The sequence below is a fragment of the Xenorhabdus ishibashii genome (assembly GCF_002632755.1).
Lineage (GTDB): Bacteria > Pseudomonadota > Gammaproteobacteria > Enterobacterales > Enterobacteriaceae > Xenorhabdus > Xenorhabdus ishibashii.
The window spans coordinates 300295-321792 of the sequence record NZ_NJAK01000001.1 but is presented as its reverse complement, the minus strand read 5'-3'; the positions used below and the strand labels follow the sequence as shown (position 1 = coordinate 321792).

At 40.6% G+C, this 21498-nt stretch carries 28 protein-coding genes; 21 read left to right on the top strand and 7 right to left on the bottom strand.

Translation table 11 applies throughout. The features are described 5' to 3' along the window. The first annotated feature begins 38 nt into the window (after positions 1 to 38). The 3 genes from Xish_RS01450 to Xish_RS01440 all read left to right on the top strand — a co-directional run bounded on the left by Xish_RS01450 (position 39) and on the right by Xish_RS01440 (position 1549). On the top strand, positions 39 to 515 hold the full coding sequence (locus Xish_RS01450) for a hypothetical protein (RefSeq protein ID WP_099116385.1): 477 nt from the start codon (positions 39 to 41) through the stop codon (positions 513 to 515). Between the two features lie 86 nt (positions 516 to 601). Next, positions 602 to 1000: a DUF4431 domain-containing protein gene (locus tag Xish_RS01445; protein WP_099116384.1), complete on the top strand. Its 399-nt coding sequence runs from the start codon at positions 602 to 604 to the stop codon at positions 998 to 1000. A gap of 18 nt (positions 1001 to 1018) precedes the next feature. Next, positions 1019 to 1549: a hypothetical protein gene (locus Xish_RS01440; protein ID WP_099116383.1), complete on the top strand. Its 531-nt coding sequence runs from the start codon at positions 1019 to 1021 to the stop codon at positions 1547 to 1549. Positions 1550 to 1567: 18 nt separating this feature from the next. Here Xish_RS01440 and Xish_RS01435 read toward each other — a convergent pair whose 3' ends face one another. Together Xish_RS01435 and Xish_RS01430 are read right to left on the bottom strand one after the other, a co-directional pair. Further along, on the bottom strand, positions 1568 to 1828 hold the full coding sequence (locus Xish_RS01435; RefSeq protein ID WP_244185879.1) for an Arc family DNA-binding protein: 261 nt from the start codon (positions 1826 to 1828) through the stop codon (positions 1568 to 1570). Continuing rightward, entirely contained in the window at positions 1809 to 2057 is a 249-nt protein-coding gene (locus Xish_RS01430; RefSeq protein WP_099116382.1) for an Arc family DNA-binding protein, read from the bottom strand. Before Xish_RS01430 ends, Xish_RS01435 begins: the two co-directional genes overlap by 20 nt. Positions 2058 to 2168: 111 nt before the next feature. Here Xish_RS01430 and Xish_RS01425 point away from each other — a divergent pair, with 111 nt between their 5' ends. Continuing rightward, positions 2169 to 2327, top strand: coding sequence for an Arc family DNA-binding protein (locus Xish_RS01425; protein ID WP_072059788.1), 159 nt, complete (start codon positions 2169 to 2171; stop codon positions 2325 to 2327). Positions 2328 to 2486: 159 nt separating this feature from the next. Here Xish_RS01425 and Xish_RS01420 read toward each other — a convergent pair whose 3' ends face one another. Next, on the bottom strand, positions 2487 to 2771 hold the full coding sequence (locus Xish_RS01420) for an Arc family DNA-binding protein (protein WP_099116381.1): 285 nt from the start codon (positions 2769 to 2771) through the stop codon (positions 2487 to 2489). A 42-nt stretch (positions 2772 to 2813) separates the two neighbouring features. Between Xish_RS01420 and Xish_RS01415 the strand changes: the two genes are divergently transcribed. Next, positions 2814 to 3077, top strand: a complete 264-nt coding sequence (locus tag Xish_RS01415) for an Arc family DNA-binding protein (RefSeq protein WP_099116380.1) — start codon at positions 2814 to 2816, stop codon at positions 3075 to 3077. Position 3078: 1 nt separating this feature from the next. After that, positions 3079 to 3990 (top strand): KilA-N domain-containing protein, encoded by a 912-nt coding sequence (locus tag Xish_RS01410; protein WP_208614794.1) that lies wholly within the window; start codon positions 3079 to 3081, stop codon positions 3988 to 3990. Positions 3991 to 4351: 361 nt separating this feature from the next. On the opposite strand, the gene Xish_RS18850 is transcribed toward Xish_RS01410, so the two are convergent. Beyond that, positions 4352 to 4660, bottom strand: coding sequence for an Arc family DNA-binding protein (locus Xish_RS18850; RefSeq protein ID WP_244185878.1), 309 nt, complete (start codon positions 4658 to 4660; stop codon positions 4352 to 4354). Between the two features lie 110 nt (positions 4661 to 4770). Here Xish_RS18850 and Xish_RS01400 point away from each other — a divergent pair, with 110 nt between their 5' ends. The 13 genes from Xish_RS01400 to Xish_RS01335 all read left to right on the top strand — a co-directional run bounded on the left by Xish_RS01400 (position 4771) and on the right by Xish_RS01335 (position 14412). Then, positions 4771 to 4944, top strand: a complete 174-nt coding sequence (locus tag Xish_RS01400; protein ID WP_099116379.1) for an Arc family DNA-binding protein — start codon at positions 4771 to 4773, stop codon at positions 4942 to 4944. Beyond that, a complete protein-coding gene (locus tag Xish_RS18760) occupies positions 4919 to 5842 on the top strand; it encodes a phage antirepressor KilAC domain-containing protein (protein WP_208614793.1) in 924 nt (307 codons plus the stop codon). Before Xish_RS01400 ends, Xish_RS18760 begins: the two co-directional genes overlap by 26 nt. A 200-nt stretch (positions 5843 to 6042) precedes the next feature. After that, the gene (locus Xish_RS01385; protein WP_099116378.1) at positions 6043 to 6801 is read left to right on the top strand and encodes a BRO-N domain-containing protein; all 759 of its coding nucleotides are present in this window, start codon (positions 6043 to 6045) and stop codon (positions 6799 to 6801) included. A 271-nt stretch (positions 6802 to 7072) separates the two neighbouring features. Further along, positions 7073 to 7885: a phage antirepressor N-terminal domain-containing protein gene (locus Xish_RS01380; protein WP_099116377.1), complete on the top strand. Its 813-nt coding sequence runs from the start codon at positions 7073 to 7075 to the stop codon at positions 7883 to 7885. A gap of 79 nt (positions 7886 to 7964) precedes the next feature. Continuing rightward, a complete protein-coding gene (locus Xish_RS01375) occupies positions 7965 to 8702 on the top strand; it encodes a phage baseplate protein (RefSeq protein WP_099116376.1) in 738 nt (245 codons plus the stop codon). Beyond that, a complete protein-coding gene (locus Xish_RS01370; protein WP_099116375.1) occupies positions 8699 to 8971 on the top strand; it encodes a phage baseplate plug family protein in 273 nt (90 codons plus the stop codon). Before Xish_RS01375 ends, Xish_RS01370 begins: the two co-directional genes overlap by 4 nt. Beyond that, entirely contained in the window at positions 8958 to 9848 is an 891-nt protein-coding gene (locus Xish_RS01365; RefSeq protein WP_141553925.1) for a baseplate hub protein, read from the top strand. The genes Xish_RS01370 and Xish_RS01365 overlap by 14 nt, the downstream gene beginning before the upstream one ends. Beyond that, positions 9829 to 10521: a phage baseplate protein gene (locus Xish_RS01360; protein WP_208614792.1), complete on the top strand. Its 693-nt coding sequence runs from the start codon at positions 9829 to 9831 to the stop codon at positions 10519 to 10521. Before Xish_RS01365 ends, Xish_RS01360 begins: the two co-directional genes overlap by 20 nt. 2 nt (positions 10522 to 10523) lie before the next feature. Continuing rightward, positions 10524 to 10877: a hypothetical protein gene (locus Xish_RS01355; protein ID WP_099116373.1), complete on the top strand. Its 354-nt coding sequence runs from the start codon at positions 10524 to 10526 to the stop codon at positions 10875 to 10877. Continuing rightward, positions 10874 to 12064, top strand: coding sequence for a baseplate J/gp47 family protein (locus tag Xish_RS01350; protein WP_099116372.1), 1191 nt, complete (start codon positions 10874 to 10876; stop codon positions 12062 to 12064). The genes Xish_RS01355 and Xish_RS01350 overlap by 4 nt, the downstream gene beginning before the upstream one ends. Continuing rightward, positions 12064 to 12690: a baseplate wedge 1 family protein gene (locus Xish_RS01345; protein ID WP_099116371.1), complete on the top strand. Its 627-nt coding sequence runs from the start codon at positions 12064 to 12066 to the stop codon at positions 12688 to 12690. Before Xish_RS01350 ends, Xish_RS01345 begins: the two co-directional genes overlap by 1 nt. 10 nt (positions 12691 to 12700) lie before the next feature. Then, positions 12701 to 13993, top strand: coding sequence for a gp53-like domain-containing protein (locus Xish_RS01340; protein WP_099116370.1), 1293 nt, complete (start codon positions 12701 to 12703; stop codon positions 13991 to 13993). Between the two features lie 2 nt (positions 13994 to 13995). Beyond that, positions 13996 to 14412 (top strand): tail fiber assembly protein, encoded by a 417-nt coding sequence (locus tag Xish_RS01335; RefSeq protein WP_099116369.1) that lies wholly within the window; start codon positions 13996 to 13998, stop codon positions 14410 to 14412. A gap of 103 nt (positions 14413 to 14515) precedes the next feature. Here the strand turns inward: Xish_RS01335 and Xish_RS01330 are convergent, their stop codons facing one another. Next, a complete protein-coding gene (locus tag Xish_RS01330) occupies positions 14516 to 15013 on the bottom strand; it encodes a hypothetical protein (RefSeq protein WP_099116368.1) in 498 nt (165 codons plus the stop codon). Positions 15014 to 15050: 37 nt separating this feature from the next. Beyond that, positions 15051 to 15902 carry a hypothetical protein gene (locus tag Xish_RS01325; RefSeq protein WP_099116367.1) on the bottom strand — a complete coding sequence of 284 codons (852 nt, stop codon included), beginning with the start codon at positions 15900 to 15902 and terminating at the stop codon, positions 15051 to 15053. A gap of 1026 nt (positions 15903 to 16928) precedes the next feature. Between Xish_RS01325 and Xish_RS01320 the strand changes: the two genes are divergently transcribed. After that, the gene (locus Xish_RS01320) at positions 16929 to 18143 is read left to right on the top strand and encodes a tyrosine-type recombinase/integrase (RefSeq protein ID WP_099116366.1); all 1215 of its coding nucleotides are present in this window, start codon (positions 16929 to 16931) and stop codon (positions 18141 to 18143) included. Between the two features lie 99 nt (positions 18144 to 18242). Then, on the top strand, positions 18243 to 19964 hold the full coding sequence (locus tag Xish_RS01315; protein ID WP_483050726.1) for a toprim domain-containing protein: 1722 nt from the start codon (positions 18243 to 18245) through the stop codon (positions 19962 to 19964). Between the two features lie 446 nt (positions 19965 to 20410). On the opposite strand, the gene Xish_RS01310 is transcribed toward Xish_RS01315, so the two are convergent. Then, positions 20411 to 21190 carry a Thoeris anti-defense Tad2 family protein gene (locus Xish_RS01310; RefSeq protein ID WP_099116365.1) on the bottom strand — a complete coding sequence of 260 codons (780 nt, stop codon included), beginning with the start codon at positions 21188 to 21190 and terminating at the stop codon, positions 20411 to 20413. Positions 21191 to 21498 lie beyond the last annotated feature (308 nt).

The window sequence follows — 21498 nt, the reverse complement described above, 5'->3', positions numbered from 1 at the left end:
TATAATTAAATCAAGTTTACTGGAGTCTGAGGTGATGAATGTTTGGGAAGATTACTTGTATAGCTATTTTATTTGCTTCAATGGGAGCCATTGCTGATAACGGAGTTTATGTTAGTGATAATGGCAAACTTGATATTCGTAATGGGAACTATTTTTGTGGTATTTATCCAAGTGGGATATTAAGCAATTTTAAAGAATTCCCGTCCGGCCATTTCCCACGGGCTATGTTAAGAATCGAGCAAGATGAAGAGGGAAAATATCTAGTTACGGATCTTCATCCAAACATACCGATAAGTGCAAAACCATCCCCATCTTGGGGAAGCTTTGCCGCAACGGTTAAGCTTGAATCTAGCAGTAATAATTCCGTGAAATATAAAGAGTATGTGAACGATAGTAACTATGCATTCCTTATAGGCAGTGAAAAGCTGGGTATGATGGCAATTTTAAGCACAGATGACGCATTTAGCCCTATAAATACAGTGTTAGGTAAGTGCGAAAGAATGAATAGTTATTAATAGCCGCCTAGCGCGGCTTTGTTTTTACTGTATTTTCTTTATACAAGATGCCAGAATTACTTTAACGAATCTTAAGAGGATGAAAGATGTTAAAGAAAATTGCCGTTGCTCTATTTTTGGTGTCCGCTACCGCTAATGCTACCGATCTCCCGTATTTTAAGACTGTTGGTGTAAGCGGTATTCTTTCAACTGTAGACGGTGATGATGATGGCTTGCCATATAGTTTAAAAGAAATGCCAGTCATAAAATTGGATTCTCCAGTAAACGTGATTGCGCCGTCAAGTGATGATGAGGACACCGAGACATTTACAGAAATAGGTGTGAGTACAATACAGCTAGCAATGGACAAAGACTGGATGATGGAAAAGTTCAGACAAATGAAAGGGCAGCGAGCAAGAGTTATGTGTGGTTTTTATCATTCTCACACTGCACATCATGTGACGCCTGTTGTTTGTGATGTGGCAAATATAACTACTATAAATTAAAAGGCTAGGATCGTTAGCATGAAAAAGACGCTCCAGCTGTTACTTCTTTTGGTAATCGGGTTTGCAATCCATCTCTATTATGAGACGGAAAAAGGACGCGAGCATATTGCCCAGTTGAAATCAAAACCTGCTTCTCAATTGACTACTCAGGAAAAACAAGAACTTGCTGAACACGAAAAAATAGAGAAAGACAGGCAAACTCGAAAAATTGCACATGAAAAGGAAGAGAAGAAGCGTAAGGCTGAGGAAGAAAGAAAAGCTCGTGAATATTACTTAGCGAACAAGGATGAAATTGAAAGGGAAAAACTTAAGACACGGATGTATATTGCATGTAGAGATATTCCAAAACTAAGTTTGAAATACCCCAAAACCTATGAAGAAGATAACGTCATCTTGGAAGAGAGAAAGCTTGATGGACGCCCTATTTATTACTTGTACATCGAATTTTCAGGAACCAATGCTTTTGGAGTGAGGATGAGCCAAAAATTTCAATGTTATAGGTATATTGATGACCTTAAATCTCCTATAACACACTCATTCTACGACTAAAAACAGCCCCACTGGGGCTTATTTTTTAGTAAGTTTATCCAGTTGAGCTTCTACTTTGGCTAATCTTTTAGCTATAGATGGTAGCTCATCATCTGAGATTTCGTGTTTCATATGAACCCAATGCTCAATAGCTGCAACCATTTCAGCATTTGCTGAACGCCCATTAATATCAGCCAAGTTATTGATTTCATCTTTTAACTCAACAGGTAATCTCAGATTAACCTGCGGGTTTTTATATGGCCTTTTAGACACAACTACCTCATTTTTTCTGGTTTTCATACATCCGCTTAACGGTTTCCATAAATAACTCTTTGAATTTGTCTGATTCAAGCTGCGCTAGTTCATCTATGTTTTTAGGTTTTGTTTCTTCGTCAATAGCGGATTGCAATATCATGTTTATTTCAGAGTTCATGGAACGACCATTTTTAGCAGCTCTTTCTTGAATTTTTTCTTTTAAATCATCAGGTATTCTAACCCCAAGAGGGGTAATGCTTCTCATTCCTTTCATGTTAGCTACTCATTGACAGTATTTGGCATCACAGTGTAGCTAAAAAAACATTGACGAAATACGGTCATTGTATTAGCTTTATGACTACACCTTAGCTACACGGATGATGATATGAAAATTAGAGAAATACCACCTCTTGGACTAAGAATAGAACCAGAGTTAAAACAGGTCTTGAAAGATGTAGCGAAAAAAGAAGGGAGATCTCTTAACTCAGAATTGGTTCAGCGACTCAAAAGAACATTGCGTGAAGATGGACTTATAAATGCCTAAAATGGTGAAGCCCCAACCATCGTGGGGATAGTCAGGGCTTCTAATTGTCTACTACCAAAGCAAGGAATATAGACATGACTAGTATAGCAAAAGTGAGTAGCGAATTCACAACATTCAAATTCGATGACAAAGATGTTCGTGTTGTTAAAAAAGACAATATTAATCAATTTTCACTGACAGCAATTCTTTTTTCAAAAGATCAATTGCGTTTTCAACTTTCGCTTTCCACTCTCTATCTAAGATTTCGTGCTCATCAGGAAAATCTTCAAAACTGTAATGTCCTACACCCTCTGAATCCTTGAAAAACTCATACTCATCTATCGATGACTCTATCATTTTAACTATCTCTGCATTGACAGAGCGTCTATTTTCGCTAGCGATTTGATGAACTTTTTCTTTCAATTCTTGAGGTAAGCGAATGTTAATTTGTGGGTCTCTACTCATAGCAACCTCAAATAAATATAAATCATGTTGACATGGTAGCCAATGGCTACTATCTTATCAATGGTAGCCATTGGCTACCATTATAGAGGAGTTATCATGCCAATTAGCGATAGACCGCCTCAAGTAAATATTCGTATGCCTAATGACTTACGAATCACATTGAGGATGTTAGCAAAAATTCATGGGCGTTCAATGAATTCAGAAATTGTCCATGCTTTAAACAAATATGCATCAATAAACGGTGAAGCCCTAACTACTGGTAATAGTCAGGGCTTCGAAATTGCCAGAGTCCTTGGAGAAAACTGACATGACCAGTATAGCAATTCGTGAGCCACATAACACTAATCAAATTATTATCTCTGATATTACTATTCACCAAGATTCACATGGTCGTTATTCATTAAACGATCTACATACTGCATCCGGTGGTGAACAAAAAAATAAACCTGTCCATTGGCTTGATACTCAACACACTAACGATTTAATTGAAGAAATTTCAAAGGTAGGATTTTCTACCTTTGAACCTGTATTCATAAAAAAAGGTCGCTATGGCGGCACTTACGTATGCAAAGAACTTGTTTATTCTTATGCCATGTGGATCAGCGCTGCTTTCGCTCTGAAAGTTATTCGCGCCTACGATGCACTTGTAACGGGACAAATAGAAGCCAAACCCCGTAAACAGCCTAAACAGATAGCCGGACGCATCACACCAGACCAGCAAGAGGCTATCAAACAATTGGTTCTCAATCGTGGCAAGGCGTTACCAAAAGAGAGCCAAGCCAAAGCAATGATAACTATGTGGTCAGCCCTGAAAACTCACTTTGGATGTACTTACAAAGAAATAGAAAGTGAGCAGTTCACAGAAGCACTTTCTTTAGCTGCACGAGTTCCATTAGAGGGTGAATTGTTATCAAAAGAAGAATTACCCGCACCAGTAGCACAACAGCAAATATCAGACAGTGACCTGCAAACACTCTGTTGGCTGTGGCAGCATTCTGTCGATATGGCTAATTACATGATGGATATAGAACCGTTACTTCAATTAGCCGAACATAGATTAGCTGGGGCGTATGCTACCCATCCACAAATCGCTATCAAATGTGCCAATAGTGCAAGACAAATACTGGAAAAGGCCAGTGAGCATATCCAAATTAAAGCTATTCAGATGGATAATTGGATGGTGCTACATAACCTGAGAAAGCCAAACTATCCATTTTAACTGTGAGCCAAGGATGGCCTCATGAGTTCCTCGCTCAAACTGAAAGAATACACAGTATGCCTATGGCTAGCGTGAATAACAAAACTGATATCACCATCGGAGACATTAATGTAACCACAACTTCTAACACAGTAAAAGGCACTGTATCGGATGGCCTGCTTATTACCAATGTAAAGACCTAACAGGAAACACAATAAACTGATAATAGGTGCGTAATCATGCAAGATTTTTTTAATATAGTTAAGGAATTCCATTTTTTATTCGAGCCGCTCGCTTGGTTGTTTTTTGGTCTTGTATGTGGAGGCATGTTTGGTTGGCCTCCATTTTCTGGACGGAATTGAAAGATAAATAGTCAGTCAGGTTATTTATCTTTTTTATGACTAACTAGTTTTGCGACGACTCTTGCTGTATTTAATATTTCTTCCTGTTTTTGGGTAAGCAACCTTTTAAATTCTTCTATTCCATCCTCGAGTGTGGCCTGAGCATCCTCTGGCGACATGTTTAGGTCGATCTGACTAACACCAGTATCAAGTGCATCTTGCAAAATCTGAATAATCTCAGAGTTCATTGAGCGCCCATTCTTTTTAGCTCTCTCAGCAATAGCATCACGCATTCCGTCAGGAAAGCGTAGATTAAACTTGTCTTGCATTTGGCTTGGATACTTAGCCATTTTCTTATTTCCTCGCATGATAATAAAAATATTGTAGGATTAACTTGACACCCTCCGCAATGGTGTTAAATTAATATCAATGGTGTCAAATTAATCCCAAGGAGATAAAAATGAAAGATGCCCTGTACACAGAAAGAGCAACAGAAACGTTCAGCTTACGTTTACCGAAAAGAGTGAAAGAACACGTTATGTCAAAGGCGAAAGAAGAAGGCTTGTCTTTGAATTCAGCAATTATCCAAAGGCTGGTATGGAGTATCAATGATGAGAAAAAGAGAATTGGGTAATAAAGTCGAAACCTCGAAGGCTACCACCAACGAGGCCTCTAATTTGTCAGTAACGCTTCAAGAAACTAACATGTCAACCCATAACAAAGAGAGTGACAAAGTGAATATAGCAAATAATAACCTTCCTGTCATTGCAGGCGTGGAAATCACTACCGATTCAGAAGGTCGTTTTAACCTGAATGCTTTGCATAGGGCTAGTGGCACTGGTTCAAATAAAGCTCCGAATCAGTGGCTAAGAACCAAGCAAGCTCAAGAGTTGATCAATGAACTTGAGTCTAACTCATTGAAAAATATTCAGACTGCAAATATGCAGTCTGGTCTAAAAGTGATCAATGTTAACAATGGTGGTAATAATCAAGGCACTTTCGCTCACGAACTTCTCGCTGTTTCATATGCCGGATGGATAAGACCATCGTTCCAATTGCAGGTAAACCAAACCTTCATTGATTACCGTTCTGGTAAGTTGGCACCAGTAACTACAGACCCAATGCAGATGTTGCGTGACCCCGATACGCTGCGTGGGATACTCCTTACTTATACCGAGAAAGTGATTGCACTGGAAGATCAGGTCGCTGAAATGAAGCCAGATGTAGATGCCTTTGAACGCATAGCCAAAAAAACTACTGGCAGTATGTGTATTACCGATGCCGCGAAACACCTACAAGTAAAGCCGAAAGTTCTTTTCGATACCCTGTCTTCAAGCAAATGGATTTATCGCCGTTTAGGTAAAAAATCTTGGGTTGGCTATCAGGATAAGTTACAGCAAGGTTTACTGGAACATAAAATAACCGTTGTTGCCAAAGATGATGGAACCGAACGAGTTTGCGAGCAAGTACTTGTGACTGCAAAAGGCATTTCCAAACTAGCTAAGATGTTGAGTGTGGGTAAAGCAGCTTAAAGAATACAGAATAAAAACAGCGAAGCCTTAGCTGCGCTAACAACTAAGGCTCCTGAGTGTTATTTATCGTGTGAGACAAACAACTTAGTCATTGTAACGAATGACAAATCAAATTTCCAGAGTACTTGCAGGCGCTCTGAAAACAGAAAACCAGTATTTTGCAGTTACTGGTGTTCATAGGTATATCACTGGAGAGAGATATGAAGTCAATTATCAAACATTTTGAGTTCAAGTCAAGCAACGACCAATTAGTAACCATTTCTGGCCTGAAATATAAAGGTAAGCCAGTATTCTTTGCTGTGGGATTGGCAGAGAGTTTAGGGTATACCAATCCATCCAAAGCATTAAAAGATCACTGTAAGCATCTGATTAAACTTAATTATAACGAATCGTTAGAATTGGGCTTAGGTGAAAATCCTCGTGGAGTCATCCTTGCTGGTCAATCAGATATGTTCAGATTGGTGATGCGTAGTAATTTGCCTTCGGCCGAACGTTTCCAAGATTGGGTGTTTGAGTCTGTGCTTCCATCCATTATGGAAACAGGAAGTTATTCAATCAAACAGAGTCAATCTGGATTACCTGAATATCGCCGTGCCAGAACGTTGAAAATGTCGGTTGATGCGATCTCCAGCCTGTTTGACCTGATGCCAAACTTGAGTAGAGAAGCGAAGCAGTGCGCAGCAGCCAATATTGTTAACCCTATCGTCGGTTTTGAAGCAGTCCCTCTTCCTGTGCTGGAGGAAAGATACTACACAGCGGGTGAAGTTGGAAAAATGCTGGATGTGTCAGCAAACAAAATCGGACGGGTTGCCAATGAGCATAACCTCAAAAATGAACAACACGGCAAGTTCTTTTTGGATAAATCCGCTCACTCAAGTAAGCAAGTCGAAGCATTCCGTTATAACGAGAATGGCATTAAGGCGCTGAGACATTTAATTCATGGTGTTGAAGTAGCTTAAGGATTGAACACAAGGACGTGATCAAATACTGATCTATTTAACAGAATCGGCCAATCTAACAGTGATTGCTAGGGTTAACAATATGTATTTACCCGTATTGCGTGTGTAAATGATTGAATCTTCGAAGTGCTTCGCAATTCACGGCCAATCACCTTTACATAACGTTACAATTACGCGATAAATATTGTCGCTCTCAAACGGCGAAGCCCCAACTATTGCAGTAGTCAGGGGCTTCTTATAAACGTCTAATACCATCTCAAGGAAAATAGACATGTCTATTATAGCAACTAAAGAAGTTAGTAAAACCATTAACGTTCCATTTTATGGCGCAGATCTCTATGTCGTTAATTATAACGGTGAGCCGTATGTACCGATGAAACCGATTGTCGATGGCATGGGATTAGCGTGGGAACCTCAGTTACGCAAACTAAATCAAAGGTTTGCTAAAGGTATGATCAAAATGGTGATACCTTCTCTGGGTGGCGCTCAAGAAACAGTTTGCCTTGCATTTAGAAAATTAGCCGCATGGTTAAGTTCTATCAGTCCCAATAAAGTTAAAGCATCAATCCGTGAGAAAGTTATCCGCTATCAGGAAGAATGCGATGATGTGCTTTATGAATACTGGACTACGGGTGAGGTTAAGGCGAAGAAGACTTCAACCCAAGATCGCACTCCTCTTCGCGGCCTAGTCAATACTCTGATGGGTAAATATGGCATTAGTGATAGAACGTTATTCCAGATGGTGCATCGTGAGTTTGGGGTAAACCATATTGACGAACTCAGCCATGATCAACTTCCGTCTGCGATAGCGTATTTGGCAACTAAAGTGATTGAGGGTGAGTTTTTGGGGCGGGAAGAGCTACCTATACCTCAACAAATCGATCTGTCACTCGAACTTAGAAATGCCAATGCTCTATATCGAAACCTAATGCACCTCAAGGACACTTGGGATACGCTCAACCCACATTTATCTGTTTTGGCACCTGATATAGCGCAGGAGTTTAACGGAGCATTTAGTAACGTGAGTGGTCCTATATTAATTCTTAAGAACGGCCTTGAGCGAAAAGTCAGTTTGTTGAACTAAATTTAAGCCAAGGATGGCTTTAAATATCCAATGAACCGCTTAACTGCGGTTTTTTTACATCCAAAAAACGGGGTGAACTATGTTTGGAAAACCAGATATCCCTAACTGGAAGGGTATCCCCAACGCTGCAATCGATGCCGGAATTAGTCTGGGTGGTGCGGCGTTAATCAATACACTGTTCGGCAACTACTGGGGGATATTTAATCAGTATGGTATCCCTCTTTTACTGGCAGATAGCGTGATATCCCTGCAATACCAGAACCAGTATCGGGTTGTAAGTGCTCCGATAGAGAACGGTTCATTTGCTACGTACAACAAAGTTGGAGAGCCATATAAAGTTACGGTGCAGTTAAGTAAAAGCAGTGGTGGAACGTTAGAGCGAGGTGCTTTTTTGTCCCAGCTTGAGATTTTAGCTAAAAGCACCCTGAAATTTCATGTCGTCACACCTGAATTCGTCTATATCAACGCAGCTATCGTGGGATATGACATCGCAAGGGAGGCTAAGGATGGCGCGACGTTGCTCAAAGTGAATCTTCACCTCGAAGAAATCAGGGAAGTCAAAGTGAAATATGACAAGGAAGAGGTTAAAAATCCTGATGATGCCAAGAAAAAGGATACGGGCGATCAGACGCAAAAAGTGGAATCTCAGAAGCAGCAAGTGGAAAAGGGGGATAAGTCGTGGTGGAAATATGTAATAAGTAATCCTGAATCAGCATTTAATGATGCAATGAAGGAATCCTATGAATTTGCGGATCAATTAACCGGAGGGAAACTAAAAGAACTTAATAAATGGTTATCTGGAGGATTCCAATTGTGATTGTTGAAATAGCTATATCCCCCATTCCTAACCAAACAACCTCATTTTCTATTGGTGCAGATTTAATTGAATTAACCCTAGAGACTCGGTTAGGAAATATATTCGCCACGGTAAAACAAAATGGTGAATATCTGGTATGTAATCGTATTTGTCGGAATCTTACCTATATATGCAGGTGGCTAGTATTTTTGGATATAGAGGGTAATACCGATCCCGAATATTCCGGACTCGGTTCCCGTTATAAATTGGTATGGAATGATGAAATTTAACAGAAAAGTAATAAAAATCACCCTCACTCTCTCAGGCAAAGACGAATCATTCACCTCCAGCAATCAAAATAAACTTTCTGCAACCGGATTACGGATTAGCGCCGAAATCAATTACGGCAATGGTGCTATTGCTCCTCATGCTCGAATCAAGGTTTACGGATTGCCAATGGAGACGATGGAGAAACTATTGCATATCAGATTTCGCACATTAAAAGCATTGCGTAATACCGTGACAATTGAAGCTGGTGAGGAAGGTAAAGAGTTATCACAGGTCTTCAAAGGTGGTATTACCTTTGCCTGTCCCGATATGGGGGATGCACCTAATATTGCGCTAGTGATTGAAGCACAAACTGCCATTTTGGAAAAAATGACTGGAGTTGATGCAGAGAGTTATGAAGGCGAGCAAGATGTTGTAAATATCATGGGTAATATCTGTAAACGCATGGGATATTCATTTGAATCTAATGGCGTTAGTGAGAAATTATCTGATGTATATCTAGGAAATACGGATATGGAGAAAATTAAATGGTTGGCAGAAGCTGCAAATCTTAATTTATATATTGAAAGCAATTCCATTGGTGTAACTAGAAAAGGACAACCAAGAAATTTAAAAATCCCTGTTATTTCTCCAGAGACTGGATTAGTTGGTTATCCAGTTCCTTCAACGAGAGGTATTGATTTTAAATGTTTCTATGACCCATTGGTAAGATTTGGTGGCATTGTCAGAGTTACTGGTAGCCAGATATCTATCTGTAATGGTGATTGGCTGATTTATGGCGTCAGAATAATTTTAGAAACCGAGCAGGATTCAGCACAGTGGTTTATGGATGTTGGAGCTAGCCCAAGAGGTGATAGTTATGCCGCAATCAAGAAGTGATGAACAAGTTTCATTATATGATCCACAGGTAACTATTGGTGGAGCGATGACCCAAGAGGCCATCATCTGGTCGCTCATTGGCAAGATGGGAACGGTGACAATATGCAGGGTGGTAAAAGTTAAGGGCGGTGGCGTCGCTCCTGTGGGGTATGTTGATATCCTGCCACTGGTACAACAAGTGGATGGCGCGGGAAATATCTATAACAACTCAGTTATCTACAATGTGCCGTATTTCCGGTATCAGGGCGGTGCAAATGCGGTGATTCTCGACCCGAAAGTAGGTGATTTGGGAATTTGCCTCGTCTGCACCCGTGATATTTCAAAGGTGAAGCGAGCCAAGAGGTCAGTTCCACCTGAGAGTAAACGGCGATTTGATTGGGCTGATAGTCTCTATATCGGTGGATTACTCAACGGTGTACCTAGTCAGTATGTTCATTTCCTCGAAAACGGAATCAATGTTGTTTCCACAGGGGTAGTGAATGTCAAGGGTACAAAGATCATTTTAGATGCACCAGTAGAGACAACCAGCACCATTCATGCCAAGAGCGATATCACCGATAACACAACCACCAATTCCCTATCAATGGCGGGAATGCGGACAGTCTACAACAGTCATAATCACCACGATAACGGGCAGGGTTCAAATACCAGCCCGCCTAACCAGAAGGCGTAATCATGCGGACATTATTTTTAATGCCTGCCACATGGGATTTAACTCTCGATGCGGCGGGGAATATTGCTATTGCCTCAGACCAGTACGCCAGAGCGCAATCAGTGGCCAATGCCTGTCGAGTGTTTGTGAAAGACCTGTACTACTCACAAGGTGACGGTATTCCGTATCTGGAGAAAATCTTAGGTAAGAACCGCTATTCACTGGCGATGTACCGCAAGTATTTAGAGGATGCAGCGATGTCTGTCGAGGGAGTGATATCAGCTACGGCGGAACTCAGCACCGCCAATGACAGGGTAGTGAGGGGACGAATACTGTTTACTGACATTAACGGAACCAAGGGAGCCATCGAACTATGATCCCAAAACTACAAATTACCCCGCAGGGGATATTAGCACCCCCTACGCAGGAGGTGATTGACGGCTGGTGGCAGGTACTTAAAGGGTGTTTTGGTGACAATCTCAATACCGACATGAAAACCCCACAAGGCCAACTAGTGACGACGCTAACTGCGATTATCACCGACGAACGCAACTTCTTTATCAATCTCCTGAACAGCTTTGACCCTCGTTACGCTGACGGCATGATGCAGGATGCACTGGGTTATATCTATTTTCTACAGCGCCATCGTGCTACAAAATCAGTTGCTGAGGTTACGATTAACGGTCTGGCAAACACTGTTATTCCGGTTGGATTTCAGGTTACTGATGACTCAGGAAAAACATGGAGCACTCAGACAGAGGACAGGATTGATGATAATGGATTGGTAACGGTCAATGTTTACTGTGATGTTGCTGGTAGGATTTCGGCTGCAATAGGCGCAATTAACCGCGTCGTCAAAAATGTCAATGGAGTTGACTCTGTTATCAATAAATCAGCAGCTATCGTCGGCAGAGATGAGGAATCACGGCAGGAATTTGAATTGAGACGACAGGAATCTGTCGCGGTCAATGCCAAAAATACCAATACCGCGACCTATGGCGCAGTATCCAATATCAAAAATGTCATTGATTGTTATGTCGTTGATAATCCAGATAATGAAACTATCACGGTTGGGGTAACAAACTACCCATTAATCAGAAACTCTATCGCTGTCTCTGTCGTGGGTGGTGATGATAATGAGATAGCGCGACAGATTCTGGCAAAAGCTGGCTCTGGGTGTTCTTTTGTAGGGAATACAAAGGTCAAATATGAGGACACAGATAATTTCCCCTACCTGCCGCCTAGTTATGACATTAAATTTATCCGGCCACACCATATTCCTATCGAGTTTATTGTTACATTTGAGGATAAGCTGAGGTTAACGCACCAAGATAAATTGGCTGTTCGCAATGCGATAATGAGTGAGTTCGAAACAGGCAGGGGTAAAGGCCGGATAGCTAAACGCCTAATTGCCAGTGATTATATTTGTGCAACTGCTCAATCAACGCAAGAACGGCTAATATCGATTCAAATAGCACGACGACACAATACGGCGGCTAACTATCTGGATTTCGGTATTGATGAATTTCCTACTCTGTCCATAGATGACATAAGGATTGAGTGATGATTGATATAAAAGAGACATTTCTCAGCCAATACGCCAACAGCCCTACAATTTGCACCATTCTCAATTCAGTTAATGAAGTTATTGACCCCAGAGCGAATGCAAATGAATTTTATCATCTGGCGGCCAATGTTCTCACAGCGAGGGGGTTTGGACTGGATATTTGGGGCAGAATTGTCGGCATTGGCAGGGATTTATCCATACCAGACCCGAGTATTGACTATTTCGGATTTAACGAGACAAATAAATATTCCCCATTTGATCAAGCGCCTTTTTTCTCTGGAGGAACCGATACATCTTATATGATGGATGATTCGACATTCAGGGATGTCATTTTAATGAAGGCATTTTCTAATATTTTATATACAACAGCTACTAATATTAATCAATTTCTGAAATGCTGTTTTTTACGAGGACGTTCATATTATTTAATAACCGGACATATGACGGCACGATATGTATTTGAATATCGATTATCTGAATTGGAAAAGAATTTAATTTATAACCGTCAAATATTGCCACGACCATCAGGTGTAAAAATAAGTATCGTAGAATTACCATTAGGTGAATTTTTCGGATTTTATGGAACCGGATTTCAACCATTCGATCAGGCATCATTTGCATAATAGGTGAATAATGAAAAACCCAAATTTAATACCAAAGCCTTTTGCTCAGAACGGACAAAAGGATGAAATACCTTCTGACTACAAATCAGATTTACCCAACCAAAAAGCCACATGGGACGCTGGATTTCCACAGATTACAATGATGCCTGTTACGGCTGGTGGATTGCCACCCAGCGGCAGGGATTTTAATGGTATATTTAACCAGATATCCGATAATATCGTTCATTTATCTAAAGGCGGGAAATATAAATTCTCACTGGAGTACGCTAATTCTATTGGCGGATACCCTAAGGGAGCCATATTACAATCTGATGATGAAACAAAAGAATATCAAAGTCTGATTGATAATAACAAAATTAACTTCAATACCGAATCGGCAGTTAAAATTAACTCAGCGTGGAAACTGGTTAATACAAATCAAATTCTGGATGAATTGAATAAAAAATTCGATAAATCGGATGTGGTTCAATCTGTAGGCAGTGGTATATCACAGGTAATGAGCCAAAAATCAGTAACCGATGCTATGAACACACGCCTCGAAAAATCCCGAAACGGCGCCGATATCCCCAACAAATCGGAGTTTGTGAAAAACCTCGGTTTATCAAATACCATGAGATGGGCTGAAGAGGCGGTGCCTAATTACCGGGAAATCAACGGCAAGCCACTGTCCCAGAATATTATATTGAATGCAGATGATGTGGGTGCGGCAACACCAAAATGGGTGTCCGAGGGGTTTGCCCGGGGCAATATCGCGGAGATGGTCGTCACGGGCGCATTCCCCCGCGCGATATTACAAAATAACGGGGGTGACCGTTTTGCCCTGGAGGCGGAATTTAATAATGCCTCGGATAACCTCCACCTCTATCGGCGAAATGCGGGTTCCGAGAAAAACAATTACGTTATTTCATTCCCTAAAAAATCAGGCACGTTATCGACCCTTGACGATTTAGTCGCCTATCTGGCGTCATATGTGACGCAGGCGGAGTTTAATTCACTGCGGGATACGGCATTACGGGATCTGCGGGGATGGTGGAAATCCGGCCACACCGGGATTATTCTCCAGTGGGGATATACAGAACGAAAATTGGGGGAATCGCGGGAATGGGTGGAATTTCCGATCCCCTTCTCGACAGATTGTTTTGGCGGTATTGCGACACCCAATATGGATGACCGTATCAAAGGGGTGATGTCTGCCTATTTTGGGGGCAGTACACGTTGGGGGGCGTGGGTGACCATTGATCATGTGTCTGACGTTCCAGACGATTTCAGAGCTAAATTATTTTATTTTGCAATAGGATATTAATCATGTATCACTACTCTCCGGGGGAAAATCTGTTTTACCCCACTGAATTGCAACAGGATTATATCAACGCGGGTACATGGCCGTCTGATGGGATTGCGGTGAATGAGGCGATGTATCGTGAGTATCGTAACCCACCAGAGGGTAAGCGGCGTATTGCAGGCACGGATGGTTTACCTGCGTGGGGCGATATTCCGCCGCCAACGCCAGAGGAATTACAGCGACGTGCGGAACGGCAAAAACAATATCGGATGACACAGGCCTCAAACGCTATCGCCCCGTTACAGGATGCGGTTGACCTCAATATGGCCACCGATGCCGAGAAATCCGCCCTCACTGCCTGGCGTAAGTATCGGGTACTGCTCAATCGGGTGGATTGTTCTACCACGCCTGATATCCAGTGGCCGGAACAGCCGAAATAAATACAGGGGCACTATGCCCCTTATGCCAGCAGATTCGGTGTGGAATGTGAGGCAGGGGGGCGTGATGGGAAAAAGCCCTCGCGGGGAGGGCTTGAGGTTAGTGTTAATTTTGTTGTCGCTTTATTTTTTCTTCAAATAGTTTTTTAATTTTAAATGGAATAAAAAAGGAACAAGAAAAGGCTACAATACTGAAAAAACATATTAATGGTTCCAAAATAATAGTTATTTTTTCAGGTTTAGTGTTAATTAGTTTGGTTATATCACCTTGAGGTAAGGTGAGGTAATAAATAAAAATTAAACATAACACAACCAAATATATAAAAAATAAAAACAAATATCTTTGAAACCTGATTTTGAATTTTCTTTCATTATTATATCTGTTTTCTTCTGACGTATTTGTTGTAGCAGTAGCCACTTCTCCTGAGGTTGATATAACCAATAGGAGAAAGCCTGTTAAGATAGAAAACATGTTTGCTACAAAGTTAAGTAGATCTTTATTATATCTTATTTTGTCATGAAAAAAATAAGTTATAATTACAGCGAATACAGGTATAGCTATGAATGTAGCTATGTATCCAAAATCTTTTTTTTGTGAATTCATGTTCTCCTCCTGATCCGCATTTTATGCCATTCTTTTATTATACTACAGTGCCTATGAAATGAATAAGAATTTCTTTTGCATATTTATCTTTTATTGTTTTCGTTCCGTAAGGTATCGTGTAATAGTCTTTTTTTGTTTTTATTTCTGAGCTTTTAATTTTGTTATCCTTGCGAGTTACAATGTAAAAATCTTCTGATAATTCATTGACAACAGATTCTATATCATCACTGATAGACTCAATAAGACCAAAATTACTTTTATGATCAAGGAATAACATTCCGTAAAAAGGAGTGTCGCTATTATTTTCCTTTTCGAAAATAGATAATTTATTTTTTATTTTTATATCATCTATAACTTTCATTGTTGTCGAGACACCTATCACTAGATGCTTTATTTTTTCACGTTGTATTTTATCTACTGTGCTTTTATTAACCTTGTCTTTTATTTTTACACCTACACCCAATGTCTTAAATATTCTATCAAGTCTTGTTCTTTGATGGGTATAAATAATTTGATTTATTGTATAGATATGCTTACCGTCTATTATCATAAAAACATGACTATTATCATAATTTTCAATAGAGTGTAAGTCTTTTTCTTTATCATCATTTGAACTATTTTTACTTTCAGATACTATTGCTGGTGTAATTGGAACCAGCGCGTGCGGTTCATAAAATGTGATATGTACAAAAATTCTCTCTGGTTCCATTTCAAGTTTTTTTATCCGCATTTTATGTGATTGACTTATCTTAAAATCAGAGCCTTCAACGAATTCTTCATGCTCACCCAATGCCTGCAATAGACTTTTTTCATTATTGTATTCATAATCAAATACATAAGCTGTCGCTGTTTTTTTGAACTCTTTGGTTTTAGACTCTGAAAAATTCATATCCATTCCATTTATTTAAAAAAATTTCTATGTTTATGTCACTGACTCTAAAGTGTGTTGTTTTCATACTAAATCACTTCCCCTAATATATGATCGGAATATTCCTAATCTGTGAAGTGAAAAGAAAGCTAATTTATCGAAATGTGATAAAAAATATATTTCAAATTAAAACTGTATTTTATGGTTATTATTGATGTGTTATTTCCCTACTTGGATAATTTCTTCCAACCCCTTGATATCTCTTATTTCTGTCAGAGAACCAGAATTCTTGCCCTGAGCGAGAAATGAGTAAAATCAACATGTTAGCTAAGGGTGGGATTTCCCGTCTTTTGGGCTTCTTCCGTTTCAAACGGAGCGATTAAATACCGCTCACAGCCGTCATTTGAAATCGCAGCAGTGCACTTGTTTAACTTTATTCTGGGGAAATTAACCACAGGGATCTCTTTAGTTTAAGGAGCCACCAGTTTCGGAGGTTCCTTCTCTTACTGAACATAATGACTACGAGACTTATTTGGAAAACTCCAAAAAAGGTCGTCTGTGAGCCGAGAATCCTAATCAACATTGTTAATTGGGATTTAAAAGCCCATTTATGTTAAAGGGCAGATTGCTGCCCTATAGTGTCTGTATCTTTGAGTAATATGCATGTGTTCGATTCCTGAGTTAGCGGAAAAAGGAGGAGTCGAACAAAACTGATATATTTTGCTCAAGTGTTCATTTTTATTCACTAAATTTTTCTGTGTATAGTGATGTGTGTAGTTTTATTTTGTTATTTTTTATTTTTGTTTTAAATCAATATATTATTGTTATTGTTCGAATCTCTCCTCCTCCGCCATCTACACTTCTAGCAGCATATCTTAAAGTCTACTTTTCCCAGTAAAATCAACGAAAACTCCCAAATAAAGCGCTATTAACGTCTACTGGCATCTATTGCAATGTACCCCAGTCAGGGGGTATATATAGGGGTAACTTTCTGTACTCCCTAAAAAAATACCCCCATTACTGTGAGGGGGCAAGGATGCTGGAAATATGAAACTGACAGCCCGACAAGTTGAAACAGTAAAACCCCAAGATAAAGATTTTAAGCTATCGGATGGCGGTGGCTTGTATCTGTTGGTAAAGATAACCGGCTCTAAATACTGGCGACTGAAATACAGAATTGCAGGAAAAGAAAAATTACTCGCTATTGGTACTTTTCCACTTATTACGTTGGCAGAGGCCAGAAGAAAACGTGATGAAGCCAAGAAACTGATAGCCGAAGGTATTGATCCCAACCAAGATAAAAAACAAAAGAAATTGGCAGCTCAGGGAGAAATCAGTAATACCTTTGAAAGCATTGCGCGTGAATGGTACGAGGGAAGAAAAGACAGGTGGTCTGTTGGTTATCGTGAAGATATGATGGACGCATTCGAAAAAGACGTTTTCCCTTATATTGGTCATCGTCCGATTGCTGAAATAAAACCCCTCGAATTATTAGACCTCCTTTCTATTATGGAAAAGAGAGGCGTCACCGATAAATTAAAGAAAGTCCGCCAACGCTGTGGTGAAGTTTGGACATATGCAATTATTACTGGCAGGGCAGAATATAACCCAGCTCCAGATTTAGCGAGTGCTTTTATCCCTCATCAACGCGAACATTACGCTCACCTTTCAGTAGATGAATTACCTGAATTTCTCCGTTCCATTGATAAATATATGGGAAGTCAGATAGTCAGAACGGCTTTGCGAATGCTGATATTAACGGGCGTTCGTCCGGGAGAACTTCGTAAAGCTGAATGGTCAGAGATTAATTTAGATAAGGCTGTTTGGACAATTCCAGCCGAAAAAATGAAAATGCGCCGCACTCATGTAGTGCCGTTATCAGAGCAAGTTATCGATTTATTGAAACAGATTCAGCCTATCAGCGGCAGCTATCAATATGTTTTCCCAAGCCGGACAGATTACAGAAAGCATATATCTGATATGGCAATCAATACCATGATCCGCCGCATGGGATATTCAGGGCGGGCGACAGGCCACGGCTTCCGCCACACCATGAGTACCATTCTGCACGATCAAGACTTCAACACTGCATGGGTTGAAAAACAGCTAGCTCACGTCGATAAAAACAGCATCCGAGGCACTTACAACCACGCGCAATATCTGGATGGTCGCCGGGAAATGCTGCAATGGTACGCCGACTATATGGAGATGCTGGAACAAGGCGAAAATGTGCTGATCGGAAAATTTGGCAAAAGGGCATAAAGATAGAGATTTTTTAAGAAAAGTAACATAAAAAGCAACGCCCCAGAGTGCTGTAACACATCTGAGGCGTCTGACCAATAACCGTTAATTGGAGTAACGATGATGGCTGATACACAGTCTAACCAAACTCATCCTAAATTTACATCTTCAGATAAAACAGACGAACAAAAACCACTCGATTTTATCCAAACAGTAAAAAAATCCGCCATGTATCACTGGGAAAATCTGCTACCTGCCTGTGGTATTGATATTCCCGAAAAGGGTAAACATGGCGCTTGCTCTGTCTGTGGTGGCACTGACCGTTTCCACTTTATCGACGATCACCATCACGGCAATTGGCATTGTCGCCAATGTGACGTTCCGAACTATGGTGATGGGCTGGATTTAGTGGCAAAGACCAACCGGATCTCGATTTTTGAGGCTGCAAAAATTGTTGCAGATGTGCTGGCATTGCCTTTGCCAGAACCCAAACCAGCCAAAACGCTGACTAGGAATGCTAAGCCAATTGCTGAACGTATCGCGGCACTGGTTGCCACTGCCGTTACGGGTGAATCTCAATATCTGGTGAAAAAGGGACTGCAATGCCCTAATCAGCGGTTATTAAAAGATGGTTCTTTGTTGCTGGTGACTCAGACACTGGATGGCACAATCACGGGCGCACAGACCATCAAGCCGAACGGCGAAAAACACCTTGTTGCAGGTACACAGAAAAAAGGCAGCTTTATCTCGATCACTGAGATTACCGGAACGCCGGACACAATCATCATTACCGAAGGTTACGCTACAGCTTTAACTGTCAGTCAACTACATAAAGGCGTGGTACTGGCAGCGATTGATGAAAGTAACCTATTGATTGTTGCCGAGCAGGTTAGAGCGCAGTATCCAAACTCCAGAATCATCATTGCCGTCGATAACGACTGGCACGAACCGGAAGAACGAGACAAAAACGGCATGCTGAAAAAGAATATCGGCAAGGTTGCAGTAGAGAAGACCGCCAAAACGATTAACGGATGGGTAACGCTACCGCCTACAGAGTATAAAGCTGATTGGGACGATTATCGCCAGCAACACGGTATAGACACGGCAAAACAAGCCTTTGCTCAGGGGCTTTATCAACCGACATCAACCAAGAAAAAAGCAGCCATTCAGCTTAATAATGATGTCGAACCTTTAAAACTGACATTATGCCAGATGGGAGCCAGCCAGCGCGGGGAAGTGTTGCTGGCACGTTATAACGGTGATCTGGCACTAGATGGTGCTTCGGAAACCGTTCATCATTATGACGGTATTATCTGGCGTCCGGTCAGTGACCGTGATTTAAGGCGGGAAATGGTGGCTGCTTTTATGGAAGGGAAATTACCGTATTCACCGCATGGTATTAGTTCAGCCGTAGACGCTTTGAAACTACAACTTCCCATGATGCAGCCTCCAGAACGTCACTTAATCGGGTTTAGTAATGGCGTATTTGACCTGAAAGCTTGTCAGTTCCGGCCTCACCGTAAAAATGATTGGCTGCTTCTTGCCAATGACGTTGAATTCAATACCCCTGTTTCGAGGGAAACTCTGCAAGATCACGCACCACAATTCTGGCGCTGGCTCAATCAAGCAACTGCCAACTGTGAAAGCAAAGCATATAGAGTATTAGCGGCTCTGTTTATGGTGCTGGCGAATCGTTATGACTGGCAACTTTTTCTGGAAGTCACCGGAGCCGGAGGCAGTGGCAAAAGTATCTTTGCCGAAATTTGTTCCATGCTGGCAGGTAACATTACTAGATGGAAAACGACTCTGGGCAGAAAAAAATCTGAACCAGATTTAACCTGACAGACACCTGTATAAATAACCGGTAACTGTCAGGTCAAGTCTGAGCTAGTACAGATAAAAGATATTTTTAATAATGTCAGATGGATGGCGTCAGTAATGTTTGGGTTATTCACCCTCATTGGCTTATTTGTTGCACACGAATTCAAATTGACTCTGTTCTTTTTTGTTCTGGCAGTAATCCCCTGCTTCCCTGAAATCTGGCGGTTCCTGAAAGCCAGAATTAACGATAAAGGTAACAGGTAGGCATATCAAACATACTGAGCTATTTTTAACCAACCCTCTTAAAGAGGGTTGCCTCTGAGTTTATTTCCATGCCTCTGTTTCAAACGGAACGATGATATAGCACTAAACCTGTACTATGCAGGAGATAAGGAGGTATCAACAAGTTAAAGGTAAGTTTACGAGGAAAAGGCCACATTAAGTAGCCTTGAATTCAGTGTGTAGATTTATTTCCAATTGAGCGAGAAAGCTTTAGTTTGTCCTGTTTGTTGCATTTGCTGTAACAAGACACCTAGTTTTTGCGCTTCAGAATGTTGAGAATGGAATTCAACACCATAATCTCCAACACCATAAACTCCAGTACTGCCTACCAGGGATGGCTTGCCAAGATTATAGACCATGCCGTCAACAGTTACCCAAAGGTCATTATCTTGAAATAATTTTACAACCCTCTGTCGACTTTCTTCATTTGGTTTAACCTCTACATCAAAATAAAACTCTCCAGAGTTCCAAAGAAAAGCCCATATTCTGACAATATCAACTATATTGTTTTGTTTTATGCTTAAAATACCAAAAGGATTCCAATTAGTGTTTATTACATATCCCCAAGCGATTGGTTCGTTCCAGTTTTTAGGCGTACCTCTCCCTGATGTAAGATCAAAAGACAGCATACATTCAACTGGTGTTATTTTGGACAATAACACCCAATCGCAAGACATTAAATCCTCTTGTGTTGGCTGCCAAGATGTTGTTCCCTCTTTATCAATTATCCCAATTTGAGGTAGTACATTGTTATCAGATGAACCCGGAAGGAGCTTTATATATTCAACTTGCGCATCCCAACCATTACGGCGAACAGACTTTCCTACATACACCTGAATCAACGCCCATGGTAAAGAACCAATTGGTGCAACGTTATCAACTTCGACATCAACCTTCTTATTGTATTTGTACTGCTCAGGATCAAACGGACATTTTTTATCATCCAGCTTATTAACGTCCGGCATAAACACCTCACTTTATTATTCGTTAAAGGTTATTTCATCTTGCGGTTAACTCACCAGAAACCTTACTGAGGTCAAATCTTCATCTCAATCGGATTACGACTATAGCAAGGCTTATAATTTGAAAGGTGATAGGTAATTTAGTGAGGTGTGTATTTGAAATGTTGTTCCGAATACCCGTTATTGAACATAGAGTGTTAATTGTTCCGTAATGGGAATTCCCATATCGGGGATTACTCTATAGCAGAACCAAAATAATATGACATAATGTTTTAGTATGAATGACAAGACTGTATTACTTATGAAGTAGG

Bases quoted from the DNA above. Each gene is read 5' to 3' on its own strand.
- Xish_RS01335 (WP_099116369.1), top strand. From the start codon at position 13,996: ATGTATCACTACTCTCCGGGGGAAAATCTGTTTTACCCCACTGAATTG.
- Xish_RS01435 (WP_244185879.1), bottom strand. From the start codon at position 1,828: ATGAAAACCAGAAAAAATGAGGTAGTTGTGTCTAAAAGGCCATATAAA.
- Xish_RS01320 (WP_099116366.1), top strand. From the start codon at position 16,929: ATGAAACTGACAGCCCGACAAGTTGAAACAGTAAAACCCCAAGATAAA.
- Xish_RS01325 (WP_099116367.1), bottom strand. From the start codon at position 15,902: ATGAATTTTTCAGAGTCTAAAACCAAAGAGTTCAAAAAAACAGCGACA.
- Xish_RS01365 (WP_141553925.1), top strand. From the start codon at position 8,958: ATGATGAAATTTAACAGAAAAGTAATAAAAATCACCCTCACTCTCTCA.
- Xish_RS01350 (WP_099116372.1), top strand. From the start codon at position 10,874: ATGATCCCAAAACTACAAATTACCCCGCAGGGGATATTAGCACCCCCT.
- Xish_RS01380 (WP_099116377.1), top strand. From the start codon at position 7,073: ATGTCTATTATAGCAACTAAAGAAGTTAGTAAAACCATTAACGTTCCA.
- Xish_RS01425 (WP_072059788.1), top strand. From the start codon at position 2,169: ATGAAAATTAGAGAAATACCACCTCTTGGACTAAGAATAGAACCAGAG.
- Xish_RS01360 (WP_208614792.1), top strand. From the start codon at position 9,829: ATGCCGCAATCAAGAAGTGATGAACAAGTTTCATTATATGATCCACAG.
- Xish_RS01345 (WP_099116371.1), top strand. From the start codon at position 12,064: ATGATTGATATAAAAGAGACATTTCTCAGCCAATACGCCAACAGCCCT.
- Xish_RS01385 (WP_099116378.1), top strand. From the start codon at position 6,043: ATGAAGTCAATTATCAAACATTTTGAGTTCAAGTCAAGCAACGACCAA.
- Xish_RS01410 (WP_208614794.1), top strand. From the start codon at position 3,079: ATGACCAGTATAGCAATTCGTGAGCCACATAACACTAATCAAATTATT.
- Xish_RS01310 (WP_099116365.1), bottom strand. From the start codon at position 21,190: ATGCCGGACGTTAATAAGCTGGATGATAAAAAATGTCCGTTTGATCCT.
- Xish_RS01315 (WP_483050726.1), top strand. From the start codon at position 18,243: ATGATGGCTGATACACAGTCTAACCAAACTCATCCTAAATTTACATCT.
- Xish_RS01440 (WP_099116383.1), top strand. From the start codon at position 1,019: ATGAAAAAGACGCTCCAGCTGTTACTTCTTTTGGTAATCGGGTTTGCA.
- Xish_RS01355 (WP_099116373.1), top strand. From the start codon at position 10,524: ATGCGGACATTATTTTTAATGCCTGCCACATGGGATTTAACTCTCGAT.
- Xish_RS18850 (WP_244185878.1), bottom strand. From the start codon at position 4,660: ATGGCTAAGTATCCAAGCCAAATGCAAGACAAGTTTAATCTACGCTTT.
- Xish_RS01420 (WP_099116381.1), bottom strand. From the start codon at position 2,771: ATGAGTAGAGACCCACAAATTAACATTCGCTTACCTCAAGAATTGAAA.
- Xish_RS01445 (WP_099116384.1), top strand. From the start codon at position 602: ATGTTAAAGAAAATTGCCGTTGCTCTATTTTTGGTGTCCGCTACCGCT.
- Xish_RS01400 (WP_099116379.1), top strand. From the start codon at position 4,771: ATGAAAGATGCCCTGTACACAGAAAGAGCAACAGAAACGTTCAGCTTA.
- Xish_RS01340 (WP_099116370.1), top strand. From the start codon at position 12,701: ATGAAAAACCCAAATTTAATACCAAAGCCTTTTGCTCAGAACGGACAA.
- Xish_RS01450 (WP_099116385.1), top strand. From the start codon at position 39: ATGTTTGGGAAGATTACTTGTATAGCTATTTTATTTGCTTCAATGGGA.
- Xish_RS01375 (WP_099116376.1), top strand. From the start codon at position 7,965: ATGTTTGGAAAACCAGATATCCCTAACTGGAAGGGTATCCCCAACGCT.
- Xish_RS01415 (WP_099116380.1), top strand. From the start codon at position 2,814: ATGGCTACTATCTTATCAATGGTAGCCATTGGCTACCATTATAGAGGA.
- Xish_RS01330 (WP_099116368.1), bottom strand. From the start codon at position 15,013: ATGAATTCACAAAAAAAAGATTTTGGATACATAGCTACATTCATAGCT.
- Xish_RS01430 (WP_099116382.1), bottom strand. From the start codon at position 2,057: ATGAAAGGAATGAGAAGCATTACCCCTCTTGGGGTTAGAATACCTGAT.
- Xish_RS18760 (WP_208614793.1), top strand. From the start codon at position 4,919: ATGATGAGAAAAAGAGAATTGGGTAATAAAGTCGAAACCTCGAAGGCT.